The sequence below is a fragment of the Paraflavitalea sp. genome, from assembly GCF_059502485.1.
In genome coordinates, this window is the sequence record NZ_JCACET010000008.1 from 2,737,542 (window position 1) to 2,752,893 (window position 15,352).

The 15,352-nt window shown below is 46.5% G+C and carries 14 protein-coding genes; 8 read left to right on the forward strand and 6 right to left on the reverse strand.

Going from position 1 to position 15,352, the window contains the following annotated elements:
• Nucleotides 1–9 precede the first annotated feature (9 nt).
• Nucleotides 10–933 carry a YihY/virulence factor BrkB family protein gene (locus AC5JBY_RS13705; RefSeq protein WP_495905167.1) on the reverse strand — a complete coding sequence of 308 codons (924 nt, stop codon included), beginning with the start codon at nucleotides 931–933 and terminating at the stop codon, nucleotides 10–12.
• Between the two features lie 165 nt (nucleotides 934–1,098).
• On the opposite strand from AC5JBY_RS13705, the gene AC5JBY_RS13710 reads away from it, so the two are divergent.
• Nucleotides 1,099–1,245: a lmo0937 family membrane protein gene (locus AC5JBY_RS13710; protein ID WP_495905168.1), complete on the forward strand. Its 147-nt coding sequence runs from the start codon at nucleotides 1,099–1,101 to the stop codon at nucleotides 1,243–1,245.
• A gap of 231 nt (nucleotides 1,246–1,476) precedes the next feature.
• Here the strand turns inward: AC5JBY_RS13710 and AC5JBY_RS13715 are convergent, their stop codons facing one another.
• Complete coding sequence (locus tag AC5JBY_RS13715) at nucleotides 1,477–1,947, reverse strand: ferritin-like domain-containing protein (protein ID WP_495905169.1); 471 nt, start codon at nucleotides 1,945–1,947, stop codon at nucleotides 1,477–1,479.
• A gap of 208 nt (nucleotides 1,948–2,155) precedes the next feature.
• Here AC5JBY_RS13715 and AC5JBY_RS13720 point away from each other — a divergent pair, with 208 nt between their 5' ends.
• The 4 genes from AC5JBY_RS13720 to AC5JBY_RS13735 all read left to right on the forward strand — a co-directional run bounded on the left by AC5JBY_RS13720 (nucleotide 2,156) and on the right by AC5JBY_RS13735 (nucleotide 5,368).
• Nucleotides 2,156–2,614, forward strand: a complete 459-nt coding sequence (locus tag AC5JBY_RS13720) for an Hsp20/alpha crystallin family protein (RefSeq protein WP_495905170.1) — start codon at nucleotides 2,156–2,158, stop codon at nucleotides 2,612–2,614.
• Between the two features lie 28 nt (nucleotides 2,615–2,642).
• Nucleotides 2,643–3,119 (forward strand): hypothetical protein, encoded by a 477-nt coding sequence (locus AC5JBY_RS13725; RefSeq protein ID WP_495905171.1) that lies wholly within the window; start codon nucleotides 2,643–2,645, stop codon nucleotides 3,117–3,119.
• A 20-nt stretch (nucleotides 3,120–3,139) separates the two neighbouring features.
• Nucleotides 3,140–3,736, forward strand: a complete 597-nt coding sequence (locus AC5JBY_RS13730) for a DUF4142 domain-containing protein (RefSeq protein ID WP_495905172.1) — start codon at nucleotides 3,140–3,142, stop codon at nucleotides 3,734–3,736.
• Nucleotides 3,737–3,823: 87 nt separating this feature from the next.
• Nucleotides 3,824–5,368, forward strand: a complete 1,545-nt coding sequence (locus tag AC5JBY_RS13735; protein ID WP_495905173.1) for an FAD-dependent oxidoreductase — start codon at nucleotides 3,824–3,826, stop codon at nucleotides 5,366–5,368.
• 4 nt (nucleotides 5,369–5,372) lie between these two features.
• Here the strand turns inward: AC5JBY_RS13735 and AC5JBY_RS13740 are convergent, their stop codons facing one another.
• The 3 genes from AC5JBY_RS13740 to rplU form a co-directional block, all read right to left on the reverse strand.
• On the reverse strand, nucleotides 5,373–7,055 hold the full coding sequence (locus AC5JBY_RS13740) for a DNA polymerase/3'-5' exonuclease PolX (RefSeq protein ID WP_495905174.1): 1,683 nt from the start codon (nucleotides 7,053–7,055) through the stop codon (nucleotides 5,373–5,375).
• 465 nt (nucleotides 7,056–7,520) lie between these two features.
• Nucleotides 7,521–7,778, reverse strand: a complete 258-nt coding sequence (rpmA, locus tag AC5JBY_RS13745; protein ID WP_495905175.1) for a 50S ribosomal protein L27 — start codon at nucleotides 7,776–7,778, stop codon at nucleotides 7,521–7,523.
• 89 nt (nucleotides 7,779–7,867) lie between these two features.
• A complete protein-coding gene (rplU, locus tag AC5JBY_RS13750) occupies nucleotides 7,868–8,170 on the reverse strand; it encodes a 50S ribosomal protein L21 (RefSeq protein ID WP_495905176.1) in 303 nt (100 codons plus the stop codon).
• Between the two features lie 608 nt (nucleotides 8,171–8,778).
• Here rplU and AC5JBY_RS13755 point away from each other — a divergent pair.
• From AC5JBY_RS13755 to rseP, 3 genes are all read left to right on the forward strand, one after another.
• Nucleotides 8,779–10,275, forward strand: a complete 1,497-nt coding sequence (locus tag AC5JBY_RS13755) for a GH3 auxin-responsive promoter family protein (RefSeq protein WP_495905177.1) — start codon at nucleotides 8,779–8,781, stop codon at nucleotides 10,273–10,275.
• 34 nt (nucleotides 10,276–10,309) lie between these two features.
• Nucleotides 10,310–11,479 carry a 1-deoxy-D-xylulose-5-phosphate reductoisomerase gene (locus tag AC5JBY_RS13760; RefSeq protein WP_495905178.1) on the forward strand — a complete coding sequence of 390 codons (1,170 nt, stop codon included), beginning with the start codon at nucleotides 10,310–10,312 and terminating at the stop codon, nucleotides 11,477–11,479.
• 243 nt (nucleotides 11,480–11,722) lie between these two features.
• Nucleotides 11,723–13,081, forward strand: a complete 1,359-nt coding sequence (gene rseP, locus AC5JBY_RS13765; protein ID WP_495905179.1) for an RIP metalloprotease RseP — start codon at nucleotides 11,723–11,725, stop codon at nucleotides 13,079–13,081.
• A 98-nt stretch (nucleotides 13,082–13,179) separates the two neighbouring features.
• On the opposite strand, the gene AC5JBY_RS13770 is transcribed toward rseP, so the two are convergent.
• A complete protein-coding gene (locus AC5JBY_RS13770) occupies nucleotides 13,180–15,315 on the reverse strand; it encodes a type IA DNA topoisomerase (protein ID WP_495905180.1) in 2,136 nt (711 codons plus the stop codon).
• Between the last annotated feature and the right edge of the window lie 37 nt (nucleotides 15,316–15,352).

Genomic DNA, 15,352 nt, shown 5'->3' on the forward strand with positions numbered 1-15,352 from the left:
TCTTATGTTTTACGTATCGAGGTATGAAGGGGGGATCTCTTTAGCCTCGTGCCTTACTACAAATACGGCAGTATCCTTCGGGCGGATTCCACTGCCGGCTTCAACCGCATAACATTTGGTGAACTCCGCTCCAAAATACAGGATCACCGACGAGTAAAATACCCATAACAGGATGATGACAATGGTAGCCGCTGCGCCATAGGTGATACCTACATTGGATTTACTGATGTAAAAACTGATCAAAAATTTACCACCCATGAAAAGCAGGGCAGTAAAGAGCGACCCTTTGATCACATCCCGCCAGCGGATAATGGCATCAGGCAATACCTTGAAAATGATGGCAAAGAGGAGGGTGATCACGGCCAGCACAATAAGAATATTGAGTATATAAAAAAGGATAACGACATCTTCAGAAAATAACCTGGCCAATTGACTGTTGAGCGCATCCAGCGCGGTGCTCACAAGCAGGGAGACAAGCATGATAAACCCAAGGCCCACGACGAGTGAAAAAGACAATAACCGGTTGGTAATGAACTTTAGCCATCCTTTCTTAGGCTTGGCCTTTACAGACCATATCCTGTTCACCGAGTCTTGTATCTCGGTAAATACACCGCTGGCTCCAAATAGTAGCATCACCACCCCAATGATAAAGCCGGTGGTTTTAAATTGCGAGTATTCAATGTTCTTGATGATCTCCTGCAATTGAGCCGCGGCATCACTGCCGATAAATCCTTTTACCTGACCATAGACTTTGCCCTGCACAGCCTCCCGGCCATAAAAAATACCTACTAAGGATATGACTATGATGATGATGGGACCAATAGAGAAAACAGTGTAATAAGATAGAGACGCGCTTAATTTAAGCGCATTGTCCTCTATAAAGGCCAGCACTGCTTTCTTAAGTATCCTGAAAAATGAACGAATTGAAGACATATAGGGGTGGGAGAAATAAGCATGCCCTATGAAAGGATACAGATATGCAGGCCAAAATAGCCGTACGGGGCCACTACGTGGGGAAAAGCATCTACAAATTCAGGCCATATTACAGTTGACGGCAGGCGGCGTGAGATTTTTATTACTGTAGACAAAATATAAAACATGAGAAGCATATTATATCTTATCGCTGTGATCCTGGTTATCGGATGGTTATTAGGATTCTTTGTGTACAGCGCTTCGGGCCTGATACACGTATTGATCGTCCTGGCCGTTGTTTCCCTGCTGCTTGGTTTGATCAGAAGAACCTAAGCAGATAGCAGGTAACACCATGAATATCATTTACAAGAGGTTGGTCGATAAAGCCAACCTCTTTTTTTATGTCAGTACTTTTTACACTAAATCAAGAAGCTGAACTTTCCTGCGACTTGCAACCTGTAACCCCACAACCTAACTTGCAGCCTTGCCTGTAATAAATAAAGAAAGGCTGGTAGAAACCAGCCCTGTAAAGTCCAATGTGCCTTATGAAAAACTATGTTAGAATTATTTATTGGCAACCTGCATATCGCGATGACGCTTAATGAGGTCGTGTGATTCTTTAAGTGAGCTCTTTTGCTTGGTAATAACCTGGCGGATATCGATATCCATCGTCTCTTCAGACTCCAATGCTTCCTTGTAAGCCTTCTGAGCAGCATCTTCTCCAAACTCGCAGGCTGCCAGGATAGATTTCCGGTCTTTACCAGAAAAAGTAGCCTTTACACTCATCCATGCACGGTATATTTTACCGGAATTGGTAGTGCTGTTTACATCGGCGCCTCCACCTCTTTTCTGTACTTCCTGGATCAACTCCGCTTTAGCCTGCCTGCTTTGGTCGGCCATGCGGCGAAACAGCGTTTTCAGGTCAGCGTCTATATCTTTAGTTTCTTCTATTGCTTTTTCATAACCCTCTATGCGGTCGTTGTTGATGCGGATTAGATCATTCAGTACCTCGATCAACTCTTCATTATTTTGCATAACAATCATTTTAATGGTTTACAGATGCGCAGTAGAGTTAAAAAACGGTACCATGCAACTAACGGATACTGAGAACCTTGTTTTGTAGAGGGACTTACTCGATACGCCTGTTGAATATTGTGGATGAGGGCAATAATGCAACACAATCGTTTCCACACATGGCATAAGAATTTAGTGGATTACATAATACTAAATACGATTTGCCGGTATGAAAACAACAACTATATATCACACAGGAGATCATGCAGTTGTACGCACTTTCTGCGGAAGCTTTTCAGATATGGACCACCTGCGGGAAGAGCTGCATGCTGAAACACCCCACACAAAACCAGCCATTAACATTGCGGAAACAAATGCAACCTATATGTTGGAACTGGCTTTGCCAGGATACAAGAAAGAGGATTTGCATTTGATGATCGAGGATGATGTACTGATCATCCGGGGCACAGCATCCTGTGTTCCTGAGCATTACGAAGAAGTGCAGCGCTTCTATAAGAAAGAGTTCTGTGTCGAAACGTTTACGCGCACTTTCTTGCTGCCCGAAGATGTAGATGCTGCGTCCGCCACTTTAAAGGAAGGTATACTTTTTATTCACTTAACCAAAGGGGCCGCCCACGTGTGGCCGGTAAATGGTCCCTGTAATACGGTAATAGTACCTATCAGTTGATATTAATCACTATGAACACGTTTTTAATATGGAGCATACCATCCAACTACATGTTGACGGCAAAACCGAATCGATAATCCTGAGTGAAATGGTGCACCCTATTCATTGTATGTTTCATGCAATATTCGAAGACGGGTATGAGAATATCTTCTTTGTAGATGTGGAAAGTGGCGAATGGGTAGAGCAGGACGTAGGATTCACCTTACTGGCCACAATGATCGGAAAAAAGGTAGAGAACCTCTACTATGTCGATTGGGTAAAGAAAGATATCACCTGGTTCGATGAGGAAGACAATGGAAAGCATATCCATTTTGGTTACCATGCCGATAATACGGCCGGCTACCGGGTGTATGAGATCTTTGCGCCCAACCGGCGGTACATGTTCACCCTTGTAAAGCTCCAAAGCCACGTGTGGCAACTGTTCAAAATACCAGGCAGTGGGTGGGAGTACAACGAGGCGTATGTACAAAAGATCCCCTTTATTCTGGACGAGATCGTCACGTAAACCCTCATTAAACGAATTGTATGAAAGTCCTTCTTTCGATAATAATGATCGCTGCAACGTTAGCTATGATATCCTGCGGTGGTGATGGAAGCGCTGGTAAGGCAGATGCAACGCCAACCGATTCTCAAATGATAGCCGAGCACGTTGACCCCAGCACTAAGTTTCCACAACAGGTTATAGCCACAGATACATTACAGGCAGATGCCAACTTTGTAGACAATGCTATCCAATCGGCTGAGGAAACAGTCGGGCTGGCCGACCTGGCCGTTAAAAAAGCCAGTCACGACAATGTAAAAAAGATAGCACAAAACATAGCCCGCGACCAGCAGCAACTGTTGAGCGATTTGCGGAAACAGCAAAAGCCAAAGGAAGCGGAAGATACCAGTAAGAGATTCACGGATGGCAGACGGGCAGAGTTGGAAAAACTTGCTGGTACTGCGTTTGACCGGCAGTGGGTGGAGAAAATGGTGACCTCGAATGCGGCCGGGATTAGCCGGTATGAGGTAGAATCCGGCGCAGCCAAAGACAAGAGCGTCAAGAAACTGGTAGATGATGCCCTGCCAAAATTAAAAGATCACCAGCAACAGCTGGAAACTTGTAGAGCTAAACTTCAATAACAAGTGAAGTTTGAGTAAGGGACGGTCGGGAGGCTGTCCCTTTTTTGTGGCATTAAGTTTATAACCACTATGGTAAAATGAATATATATGCAACGAGATGGAGCCTGTCAAAGCGTATGGCAATCTTCTTTGCCCGATTATAAGGCGCGGGCCGCCTATATTCCCATGGGAGTACAGGATGTGGTGATTGTGGGTGGCGGCATCACAGGAATAACTACAGCCCTGTTGTTGCAGCAGGCCGGCAAGCGATGCGTACTGGTAGAAGCCAACAATATTGGCTTTGGCGCCACGGGAGGCACCACGGCCCATCTCAATACCTTCCTGGATTCCTCGTATGCACAAATAACGAAGAACTTCTCTGCCGAAGACGCCCGGTTAATGGCGGATGGCGCCAGGCAGTCCATCGATCTGATCAAACAACACATCGGGCGATACAACATACCTTGTATGTTCAAGGAGCTGCCGGGATACCTGTTCTCGGTAGATGAGCAGCAAAGCAAAGAATTGGAAGAGATCGTGGACGCTTCCAAAAAAGCGGGAGTGCTGGCTGATCTTACTAATACATCCGTGTTGCCCATCCCTTATCAGAAGATCGCTGTGTTTGAGAACCAGGCCCAATTCCATCCTATACAATACCTGTATGGCATTGCAAAAGCATTTGAGGACGCCGGGGGCGTGTTGTTGCAAAACTGTCGCATGCTCCATGCTGAAGATAATGAGATCGTAGAGGTGATCACCACCAAAGGCAATATCAAATGCCGGCAGCTCATTTACGCAACCCATATTCCTCCGGGCATTAACCTGCTGCATTTCCGTTGCGCTCCTTATCGTAGCTATGCCATCGCCGTGCGGCTGAAGAGTGGTGAGTATCCCGAAGCAGTGGCCTACGATATGAACAATCCTTACCACTATTACCGCACACAGGAGGTCCATGGCCAGCCATACCTCATCGTGGGCGGAGAAGACCATAAAACCGGCCATGAGGACAATACAGAAGCCTGTTTTCGCAGGTTGGAGAGCCATGTAAGGAATTACTTCGACGTAGAAGAGGTGAGCTATAAATGGTCCTCTCAGTATTATGAACCTACAGATGGATTACCCTATATCGGTCACCTGCCCGGCCATCCCGGGAATATTTATGTGGCAACAGGCTTTAGCGGCAATGGTATGATACATGGTACACTGTCGGCGATCATCCTGCGCGATATGCTGGTAACGGGAACAAGTGTGTGGGAAGAGCTGCTGGATCCCAACCGCATTAAGCCGGTGGCAGGGTTTGCCAATTTTGTGAAAGAGGCAGCCGATGTTGTAGGTAAGCTGGTGGGGGGCTTATTCCCCGAAGAGAAGATGCATGTACTCGCGGATATAGCACACGGAGAAGCGCGCATCGTCGAATTCGAAGGCAAGAAGATGGGCATATACAAAGATGAAAGGGGAGTGGTCTACGCCATCGATCCCGGCTGCACCCACATCAAATGCACCGTACAATGGAACGGCGCAGAAAGAACCTGGGATTGCCCCTGCCATGGTTCACGTTTCTCCTATACCGGACAGGTATTAACTGGCCCGGCACGCAAGAACCTCGCAGTATATGATATAAAAGTCGCGCAGCTCATACCCCATCATCATTGACAACTCACAATCCCTTTGCTGCTTTCCTTTTGGCAAGGAACGCTTCAAATTCAGCCAGCGTAAAGCTGCTGAGGTTGCGATTGGCCGTAAGGCCACCTTTCTGAGCAGCCAGCACGCCATACCGGCAATCATTGTAACCCTCGATTGAGTGGGCATCGGGGTCGATAGACAACAATACATTTTTCTCCATCGCATAGTCGATCCACCGCCAGTCGATATCGAGACGACGGGGGTGTGCATTCAACTCTACTACAACGTCATTAGCTACACAGGTATCTATGATGACCTTATGATCGAGCGGATAGCCAGGACGGCTCAATAACAAACGGCCCGTCATATGGCCGAGAATGGTAGTGTAAGGATTCTGGATGGCATTCATCACCCGCATCATGGCCTTCTCTTCCGTCATTTTCAGGTTGGAGTGCACAGAAGCGATCACGAGGTCAAAAGTGCCAAGCACGGCGTTGGAGTAATCCAACGCGCCATCATTCAGGATATCACACTCGATACTCTTGAAGATCTTAAACGGCGCCAGCTTTTTATTCAGCTCGTCGATATAATAATGTTGCTCCCTGATACGTTCTTCGGAAAGTCCTTTCGCATAAAATGCGCTCTTACTGTGATCGCTGATCACTAAATATTCGTAACCCTTCTCGATCGCGGCTTTGGCCATTTCTTCGATGGTGTTGGCTCCGTCGCTCCAGTCACTGTGACTGTGGATGATAGCTTTGATGTCTGCCGGCTGGATGAGTTTATCGGAACTTGCTTTGGCCGTCAACACAGAACCTTTTTCCCGCATAGCAGGGGAGAGGTAAGGAATGCTGGTGCTGGTAAAGATGGATTCCTCGGAAGTATAAGTAGCGTTGGTATCCCATCCTGGCAATGCCTGCCAGGCCTGAGCAAACTCTTCACTGCAACTGGTAGTGAACAGCACCTTATAGAAAATACTATCCGGGGCATGATAAAACTTAAGCGGTATATTTTCCTGTCCCTTTACAGTAATAATATCGTCGGTACTTTCTATTGTGTTGAAGTTATTGGCTTCGAGAAACGAACGGAGGTCCTGTACGGTAGCGGTAGTAACCCAGGCTAACTGATCGATGATCTCCTGCTGACGGCGGAATTCACCAGTGAACGCAAAGCGATTGCCGGGGAACTGTTCCTGCATTGTTTTGTCGATGGCCAGTGCATAAGCTTCTGCATCTGCATAAAGGTGGCTGCCCTGGCTGCGCATGAAGAACTCGATGCTGTCCTGTACATTCTTCTGTGTTTTCTCACCGAAGCCTTTGTATAGCATGAGCCGGTTCTCATTGCAGGCATATAGTAATTCGCCAATGGTTTCAACACCCATCTCTTTCCAGATGGTAGCGATCTTCTTGGGACCAATGCCTTTTATCTGCAACATCTCAATGACACCCGGTGGTGTTTTCTCGATGTATTCTTCCAATACGGGTAGCCTGCCATCCTGCTGAACCATCTCCAGGATCTTTTTACCTACTGAGTCTCCAATACCTTTAATAGAGAATAGCTCAGCAGCTGGTACCTTGGCCAGGTCTTGTGGCATTTTTTCTATGTTGAAGGCGGCAACGGAGTAGGTTTTGGACTTAAAACTGTTCTCTCCGTGGATATCCATGAGTTTGGACAGCAGGTCGAATTGGTCGGCGATATAGGTATTGTCGATGGTCATGAAGCAAAAATATAGAAAAGCAAATACAGGATATAGAATTCAGCATGCTGAATAAAAAGACAAAATGTAGTGATCAGGAATAGGTGAGCATGTAATAGTGATGGCTTGCTTTAAGCGATATGGAAGCGATAAATTGATCGTTATCTGAAGTGGTAATATAAGCTGAAATACAGGCTGGTGGCGGATTTCAGCGTGCTCGCTGCTAATACTTCATAAACAAAAAAAGTCCCGGACAATGTCCGGGACTTTGATATTTTCTGCGTTCCAAAGAAGTTATTTCTTTTTTGCAGCTTTCTTAGCAGCTTTCTTCTTAGGAGCGGCTTTTTTTGCAGCTTTCTTAGCGGCTTTTTTCTTAGTTGCCATTGTTTGTGAATTTAAAATGGTTAGTAAATAAATTTACAACCATAAAAATAGAAACTAATTTGAAACCGCCAAAATTTTTTTACAATTTGTAAAAAAAATTTCTTACGCTACTGGTATTACGCTTACAACAGTTTTATCATCTTTCGTCTTCCTGAATTCCACTAAACCGTCGTTTAACGCAAACAGTGTGAAATCTCTTCCTACTCCAACGTTCTTACCAGGATGGTAAGTAGTACCACGTTGACGAACGATAATGTTGCCGGAAATAGCAGGTTGACCACCATAGATCTTTACTCCAAGGCGTTTGCTTTGAGAGTCGCGGCCGTTCTTTACGCTACCTTCCCCTTTTTTATGTGCCATGATGAACTGATTTGAGAATTTTAAAATTAGTATCTAAAGAGTCGAAGCAAAAAGTTTTAAGCCTCTTACCTCAAACCTCCGACTTAATCTTATGCGATGTCGGTTACTTTAATTTTTGTGTAATGAGTACGGTGACCATGTTTCTTACGGAAACCTTTTCTTCTTTTCATTTTGAAGGCAATAACCTTATCACCTTGTACCTGGTCAACGATCTCGGCCTTTACGGTTGCCTTTACACTGCTGCCTACGGACAAATTACCGTCGGCGCTTACCAGCAATACTTCTGCAAACTCCACTTTGTCTCCGGCTGTGCCGTCTACATGGGGAACATATAAAGTTTGGTCCTTCTGAACCTTGAATTGCTGACCGGCTATTTTAACTATTGCTAACATAACTTTCCAAAAATTAGGAGTGCAAAGGTAATAGGTTTATAGCAGATTGCACGGGCTTTCAGGCATTTTTTTTCAACATTCCTCGTATTTGATGCAATCTATTGTTCTCCGCCCCGCCAATCTGCCCTCAGGAGCCTGCAAAAATACACTTTTCCTGCCCTTTACACACCTGTTTGATCTTCCCGCGCAGCCTTAAAAACAAGCGTAGTTAATGATAATCAACTGGTTATTGTAGAGCGTAATAAATCCCGTCGGCCGCTGTTCCCCCTATTCTTCCTCAGTAGGTCCTCATTGCCTTCCCGGATTCCGGGGAAGCAAAGAGGAGAACCCGAGGAGGCAAAGAGGAAGCAATGAGGAGAATCCGGGAAGAATGTTCCAACCATCACAGGTCTTGCCTACGTCCGTGGCAGCTCCCGGAGGAAGTCATCACATTTTTAAATAAAGAGTAAGGAGGCAACTGTACTTTTACTTTATAGATAGTACCCCATTCTAATTGTTTTCTAACATCTTTTTTTTCAATCTGCTGTAATAGAATTCCGAAGGGGAGATTAACTTTTGTAGTAATTGAATTAACACTAATTTCGTAGGATTGCGCCATAGTTAAACTTATGCAGATCAAATCTTTACTGGCAAAACCATTTGCCAACTATGTATACAAGAGCGTCAGGAAAGGGATGGCAACCGCCATCGAAGACCAGGAAAATATTCTAAAAGAACTACTGAAGACGGGAAAAACGACGGAGTTTGGAAAAGAGCACCAGTTTCAGAACGTTTCTTTATACGAAGAATATATCCAGGCTGTTCCTGTTCGCGATTACGAGCAGTTCAAACCTTACATCGAGAAGATCAAGGAAGGGCGACATAATATATTATGGAAGGGTAAGCCCATTTACCTCGCCAAGACTTCCGGCACCACCAGCGGTGTAAAGTACATCCCCATTTCAAAAGAGTCTATCTCCAACCATATCAATACGGCGCGCAATGCCTTGCTGTGCTACATCGCGGAAAGCGGCAACAGCCAATTTACCAATGGGAAGATGATCTTCCTGTCTGGTTCGCCTGAGCTGGATAGAGTGGGAGGTATTCCCACAGGACGTTTGAGCGGCATCGTAAACCACCACATACCCCAGTATCTGCGTAGGAACCAGCTGCCATCGTATGAGACCAACTGTATCGAAGATTGGGAAACGAAGCTCGATAAAATAGTAGCAGAGACCATCCAGCAGGATATGTCACTCATCAGTGGCATACCACCATGGATGCAAATGTATTTCGACCGCCTGCACCAGCGTACCGGCAAAAAGATCAAAGACATATTCCCTAATTTCTCGGTACTGGTACATGGCGGCGTGAACTTTGAACCTTACCGCAACAAACTGTTCGAGAGCATTGGCGGACAGGTAGCAGCTATAGAAACATTCCCTGCCTCGGAAGGCTTCATGGCTTTCCAGGATTCTCAAAAAGGAGAGGGCTTGTTGCTCAATACCAATAGCGGTATTTTCTTTGAATTTATCCCGGCCGGAGAAGTGTTCTCCAGCAATCCAACCCGCCTTAGCCTGAAAGACGTGAAGGTGGGCGAGAACTATGCCCTTATTATTAATAATAATGCGGGACTGTGGGGATACAATATCGGGGACACCGTGAAATTTGTTTCAACCAATCCTTACCGGTTGGTGGTTACGGGCCGTATCAAGCACTTTATTTCTGCCTTTGGCGAGCACGTGATCGGTGAGGAGGTAGAATACAGCCTTATCAAGGCTGCTGAAGAAGAAGGTGTGCACATCACGGAGTTTACGGTAGCGCCCATGATCACGCAGGGCGAAGGCAAGTCATATCACGAGTGGTTTATCGAGTTTGAGAACAAGCCGGCAGATATGAACCGGTTTGCCCATAAAGTAGACCAGCACCTGAGAGGTAAGAATATTTATTACGACGACCTTATAACCGGTAATATATTATTGCCACTACATATCCGCACAGTCAAGAAAAATGGGTTTATCGATTACATGAAGTCCATTGGCAAGTTGGGCGGACAAAATAAAGTTCCCCGCTTAAGCAATGACCGTAAGATTGCGGTAGCTTTAGAGCAATTCGTGGAGAGCTGACAATTATTGTTCGTCCATTCTGTATTTTCGTAAAATGTCAAACAGTTTCCCTCAAAAACGTATCGCTTTATTTGGGTCCACGGGTTCAATTGGTACCCAAACGTTGGATGTTATCGCTGCAAACCCCGACAGGTTTACTGCAGAGGTGCTCACTGCCCACAGCAATGATGAGCTGTTGGTGGAGCAGGCACTGCGGTTCCGTCCGAATATTGTGGTGATAGGCGACGAACGCAAATATCCCCACGTAAAAGCGGCGCTGGCCAAAACCGATACAAAGGTATTTGCCGGCGATCAGGCGTTGGAGGAAGTGGCAGCAATGGATTGCTATGACGTGATGCTGGCGGCCATAGTAGGGTTTGCTGGTTTGAAACCCACCTTGCGCGCAGTAGAGCAGGGGAAAGCAATCGCATTGGCCAATAAAGAAACATTGGTAGTGGCGGGAGATATCGTGATGCAGAAAGCAGTGGAGCACAGAGCCCCCATCATCCCCGTAGATTCAGAACATTCGGCTATATTCCAATGCCTGGTAGGAGAAACACGTAACCGCATTGAAAAAGTGATCCTCACCGCTTCAGGCGGTCCATTCCTGGGCAAAAAGCCCAATTACCTGGTAAACGTGAAGCGCGATCACGCCCTGCAACATCCCAACTGGAATATGGGCGCCAAGATCACGATCGATTCGGCCACGCTCATGAACAAGGGATTGGAGATGATCGAAGCCCGCTGGTTGTTCAACCTGCAGCCCGATCAGGTATCCGTACAGGTACACCCGCAAAGCATCATTCACAGTATGGTACAGTTTGAGGACGGCAGTATCAAGGCCCAGATGGGACTGCCCGATATGAAACTGCCTATTCAATACGCCCTGACGTTCCCACATCGGTTACCCAACAACTTTCCCCGTTACAATTTCCGGAAGCCGGCCCAGCTCACATTTGAAGAGCCGGACACCAAGACCTTCCGCAACCTGGTATTGGCTACCGATGCACTCCACAAAGGAGGCAACCTGCCCTGCGTGCTGAATGCTGCCAATGAGATCGCCGTATACGCCTTCCTGCGCAACCGCATAGGGTTCCTGGATATGACCGATCTCATCGAGCGCACCATGCACCAGGTCCCCTGGATCGAGAAGCCCACCATGGAGGAATATTTTGAGAGCGACGCCGAGGCCCGTAATTTTGCGGCTTCTGTAATTAAGCTCTGATTACCAATACCATTCGCATTATACTCCGGCGCCCTATTTCCCGTTAATTATTAACGAATTTCTGTGAGCGGTATGGATATCTCATTTATTATTGGATATTTGGGGAATATCGACTCCCGGCTGTAACAAACCGGGCGCACAATTGTATTTAAACTAAAATATTATTAAAGCAAGAAGTCGGTAGTCGGCGAGGTGCTTCCGCTCAGAGCACCACTTACTACTCACTACTCACCACTCACGATTATGATGACATTCTTAGCCATCGACTGGGCTGTTGTAGGAATCAAAGCATTACAATTAATTCTTTCCTTATCCATATTGGTAGTATTACACGAGATGGGCCACTTCCTGCCCGCCAAATGGTTTAAGTGCCGTGTTGAGAAATTCTACCTGTTCTTCGATCCCTGGTTTTCCCTGTTCAAAAAGAAGATTGGAGAAACCGTGTACGGTATCGGTTGGTTACCACTGGGAGGTTACGTTAAGATCAGCGGTATGATCGATGAAAGCATGGATAAAGAGCAGATGAAACAAGCTGCCCAGCCCTGGGAGTTTCGCAGCAAACCAGCCTGGCAGCGCCTCATTATCATGATCGGCGGGGTAACGGTAAACCTGTTGCTCGGTTTCTTCCTGTTTGCCATGATCCTGTGGGTATGGGGCGAGAACCGTTTGCCCATGGACAAATTGCAACATGGCGTAGCTGTAAACTCGATCAGTGAAAGCGCAGGCATTAAGAATGGCGATAAGATCGTGAGCCTCGACGGCGTGCCGGTACTGGATTATTACGACCTTACCCGCAATATCATCCTTGATGAAGCGAAAGTGATACAGGTACAGCGTGATGGCAAGATGGTAGATGTGCCACTGCCCAAAGGAACGATCCGTAGCCTGATCAAAAGTAAGGCGCCATTCATTGAGCCCCGCGTATACCCTATAGTAGATACATTGCGCCCGGGATATGGTAAGTTTACCCAGGATTCACTGATAAAGAACGATCACATCCTGGCATTGAACAATACACCGGTTACCTTTTATGATGAGTACCGCAAGGAGACCGCAAAGCACAAGAAGGAGGAGATCACATTGACGGTGTTGAGGAATAAAGATACCGTTATCGTAAAAGCAATCACAGACACATTAGGCAGAATAGGATATGCCACCTTCGCAGAAGAACGGTCAGGTTCCTATAAACATAAGTTCGACTTTTTCCCCGCTTTCCCTGCTGGCGTAAGCAAAGGATGGGAAAACATGGTGATGAACATTAAGAACTTTAAACTGCTGTTCACTTCTGATGAAGTAAAGCCCAGCGAGTCAGTGGGTAGCTTCCTCAGTATCGGTAACATGTTTGGTGCAAAGTGGGATTGGGAACTGTTCTGGAGTATGACGGCCTTGTTGAGCGTGGTACTGGCATTCATGAACATGCTGCCAATTCCGGCCCTTGATGGTGGCCACGTACTGTTTACCCTGTATGAGATCATTACAGGGCGCAAGCCGGGCGATAAGTTCATGGAATATGCACAAATGGTGGGCATGGTATTGCTGCTGGCGTTGATGGCCTATGCGATCGGTCTGGACTTCTGGCGATTCCTGTTCAATAAATCATAAGTACCAATAGCTTTAAAACAGACGAGCTGTCAACCTTTGGGCTGACAGCTCGTTTTATTTTTGGGAAGTAATAGTCTCTATTCAAAACGCTTGACTTCTTACTGCTCTACCGTTAGTTCAAAAGCAGCGTTCAAGACCAGCTTGCCTTCTAACTCAGCTTCAGCATTGGGCAGTTTCAATCCTTTTATTTTGCCAGTCTTGCCTTTGGTGAGCAGGTCTGTTATTTGTTTGTCCGATAGTTTCTTGCCAAATGCCTCAAAAGGTAATTTGAAGCCACACACCTTGAAGTTGGCGCATCCATAAGCAGTGTTGCCTTTCTTTAACGGATGCGATTTACATTTCGGACATTGCTGCTCTTCGATTACGACGGCCTTCTTTGGCTCCTTGGGCTTTGACTCTTTAGCCGGCTTTTCCGCTTTCTCTTTCTCCTTCTTCATGGGCTCATCAGGCGCCACCGTGATCACTTTATAAGTAGCCGTCTTCACTTCCTGGGTAAGATCTATGACCATCTGGATCAGTTCCTGTTTGAACGTATCCATGGCATATTCACCTTTCTCGATGAGGCGCAGCTTACGTTCCCAGATGCCGGTCAGCTCAGGGCTTTTCAACAACTCAGTCTGAATGGTATCTATAAGATCGATGCCGGTTTGCGTAGCGTAAATATTCTTCTTACGCTTTTCGATATACTTGCGACGGAATAGCGTCTCTATAATATTAGCGCGGGTAGAAGGACGGCCAATGCCGTTATCCTTTAGCAACTCACGCATCTCCTCATCATCCACCTGCTTGCCCGCAGTTTCCATGGCCCGCAGCAAGGTAGCTTCAGTGAAAGCCTTGGGAGGAGATGTTTTTCCCTGGTGCACTCTGGGCGTATGTGGACCGCTTTCTCCGGCCACAAATACAGGCAATATCTTTTCCTCTTCCTCGCCCTCCTTTTTAGGAGCCACATCATTGGCATATACTTCCTTCCAGCCGGGCTCCAGTATCTGTTTACCCGTTACCTTAAACGGCACCTGGCCTACTTTGCCCAGAACAGTAGTATTGGAGATTTTACACTCAGGATAGAAAGCCGCAATGAAACGCCGGGCCACGAGATCATAAATACGTTTCTCTTCCTGAGCCAGATTAGATGGATAAACGCCGGTAGGAATAATGGCGTGGTGATCAGAAACCTTCTTGTCATCGAACACGGACTTCAGCTTGGGAATAGGCTGGGCAAGAATAGGAGCAGTCAGCACCGCATAAGGCGTCATGTCCTGCATAATGCCCGCAATCTTCGGATGCAGGTCTTCCGATAGATAAGTGGTGTCAACCCTTGGATACGTCACCAGCTTTTTCTCATACAGGTTCTGAATATACTTCAGCGTATCATCGGCCGAGTACGCATACTTTTTATTGGCCTCTACCTGCAATGCCGTAAGGTCAAACAAGCGGGGATTACCTTCTTTACCTTCTTTCTTCTCAAACGAAGTGATCTCGAAAGGATGCTCCTTCAGATAGGCTAAACCTTTTTCCGCTCTGTCGAGTACTTTGATGCGGTCGATGGTGGCGGTAAACTCAGTATCCCGGTACACCGTTTTAAGTTCCCAGTATTCTTCCGACACGAAAGCATTGATCTCTTTCTGCCGGGCTACGATCATCGCCAGCGTAGGAGTTTGCACCCGGCCAATGGAGAGCACTGTTTTTCCTTGTGCAAACTTTTTGGTAAACAGCCGGGTGGCATTCATGCCCAGCAGCCAATCACCAATAGCCCGTGCACTGCCTGCAGCATACAAGTTATCATATTGATTAGCCTCTCTAAGTTTCTGAAAACCTTCCCGGATGGCTTCTTCTGTAAGAGAGGATATCCATAGCCTTTTAACGGGGGCCGTACATTGTGCTTTCAGCAATACCCATCGTTGAATAAGTTCACCCTCCTGGCCGGCATCCCCGCAGTTGATCACTTCATCACATTGCTTCACCAACTGCTCTATTACTTTAAACTGCTTTTGTACGCCATCATTGTCGATCAGCTTGATGCCAAAACTGGGAGGGATCATGGGAAGGTCTTCCAGCCGCCAGAATTTCCATTGGTCTGTATAGTCATGCGGTTCCTTCAGCGTACAGAAATGCCCGAAGGTCCAGGTCACCTGGTAACCGTTACCTTCCAGGTAACCATCCTTACGATCCCTGGCGCCAATGATCGCTGCAATGTCCCTGGCCACACTTGGCTTTTCTGCAATACAAACCTTCATAGTGAGTAAAGGGGCAAATGTCGCATTTTTTTAGGAG

Excerpts from the sequence above, each read along its gene's own strand:
- AC5JBY_RS13705 (WP_495905167.1), bottom strand. The coding sequence starts at position 933 with ATGTCTTCAATTCGTTCATTTTTCAGGATACTTAAGAAAGCAGTGCTG.
- AC5JBY_RS13710 (WP_495905168.1), top strand. The coding sequence starts at position 1,099 with ATGAGAAGCATATTATATCTTATCGCTGTGATCCTGGTTATCGGATGG.
- AC5JBY_RS13715 (WP_495905169.1), bottom strand. The coding sequence starts at position 1,947 with ATGCAAAATAATGAAGAGTTGATCGAGGTACTGAATGATCTAATCCGC.
- AC5JBY_RS13720 (WP_495905170.1), top strand. The coding sequence starts at position 2,156 with ATGAAAACAACAACTATATATCACACAGGAGATCATGCAGTTGTACGC.
- AC5JBY_RS13725 (WP_495905171.1), top strand. The coding sequence starts at position 2,643 with ATGGAGCATACCATCCAACTACATGTTGACGGCAAAACCGAATCGATA.
- AC5JBY_RS13730 (WP_495905172.1), top strand. The coding sequence starts at position 3,140 with ATGAAAGTCCTTCTTTCGATAATAATGATCGCTGCAACGTTAGCTATG.
- AC5JBY_RS13735 (WP_495905173.1), top strand. The coding sequence starts at position 3,824 with ATGCAACGAGATGGAGCCTGTCAAAGCGTATGGCAATCTTCTTTGCCC.
- AC5JBY_RS13740 (WP_495905174.1), bottom strand. The coding sequence starts at position 7,055 with ATGACCATCGACAATACCTATATCGCCGACCAATTCGACCTGCTGTCC.
- rpmA (WP_495905175.1), bottom strand. The coding sequence starts at position 7,778 with ATGGCACATAAAAAAGGGGAAGGTAGCGTAAAGAACGGCCGCGACTCT.
- rplU (WP_495905176.1), bottom strand. The coding sequence starts at position 8,170 with ATGTTAGCAATAGTTAAAATAGCCGGTCAGCAATTCAAGGTTCAGAAG.
- AC5JBY_RS13755 (WP_495905177.1), top strand. The coding sequence starts at position 8,779 with ATGCAGATCAAATCTTTACTGGCAAAACCATTTGCCAACTATGTATAC.
- AC5JBY_RS13760 (WP_495905178.1), top strand. The coding sequence starts at position 10,310 with ATGTCAAACAGTTTCCCTCAAAAACGTATCGCTTTATTTGGGTCCACG.
- rseP (WP_495905179.1), top strand. The coding sequence starts at position 11,723 with ATGATGACATTCTTAGCCATCGACTGGGCTGTTGTAGGAATCAAAGCA.
- AC5JBY_RS13770 (WP_495905180.1), bottom strand. The coding sequence starts at position 15,315 with ATGAAGGTTTGTATTGCAGAAAAGCCAAGTGTGGCCAGGGACATTGCA.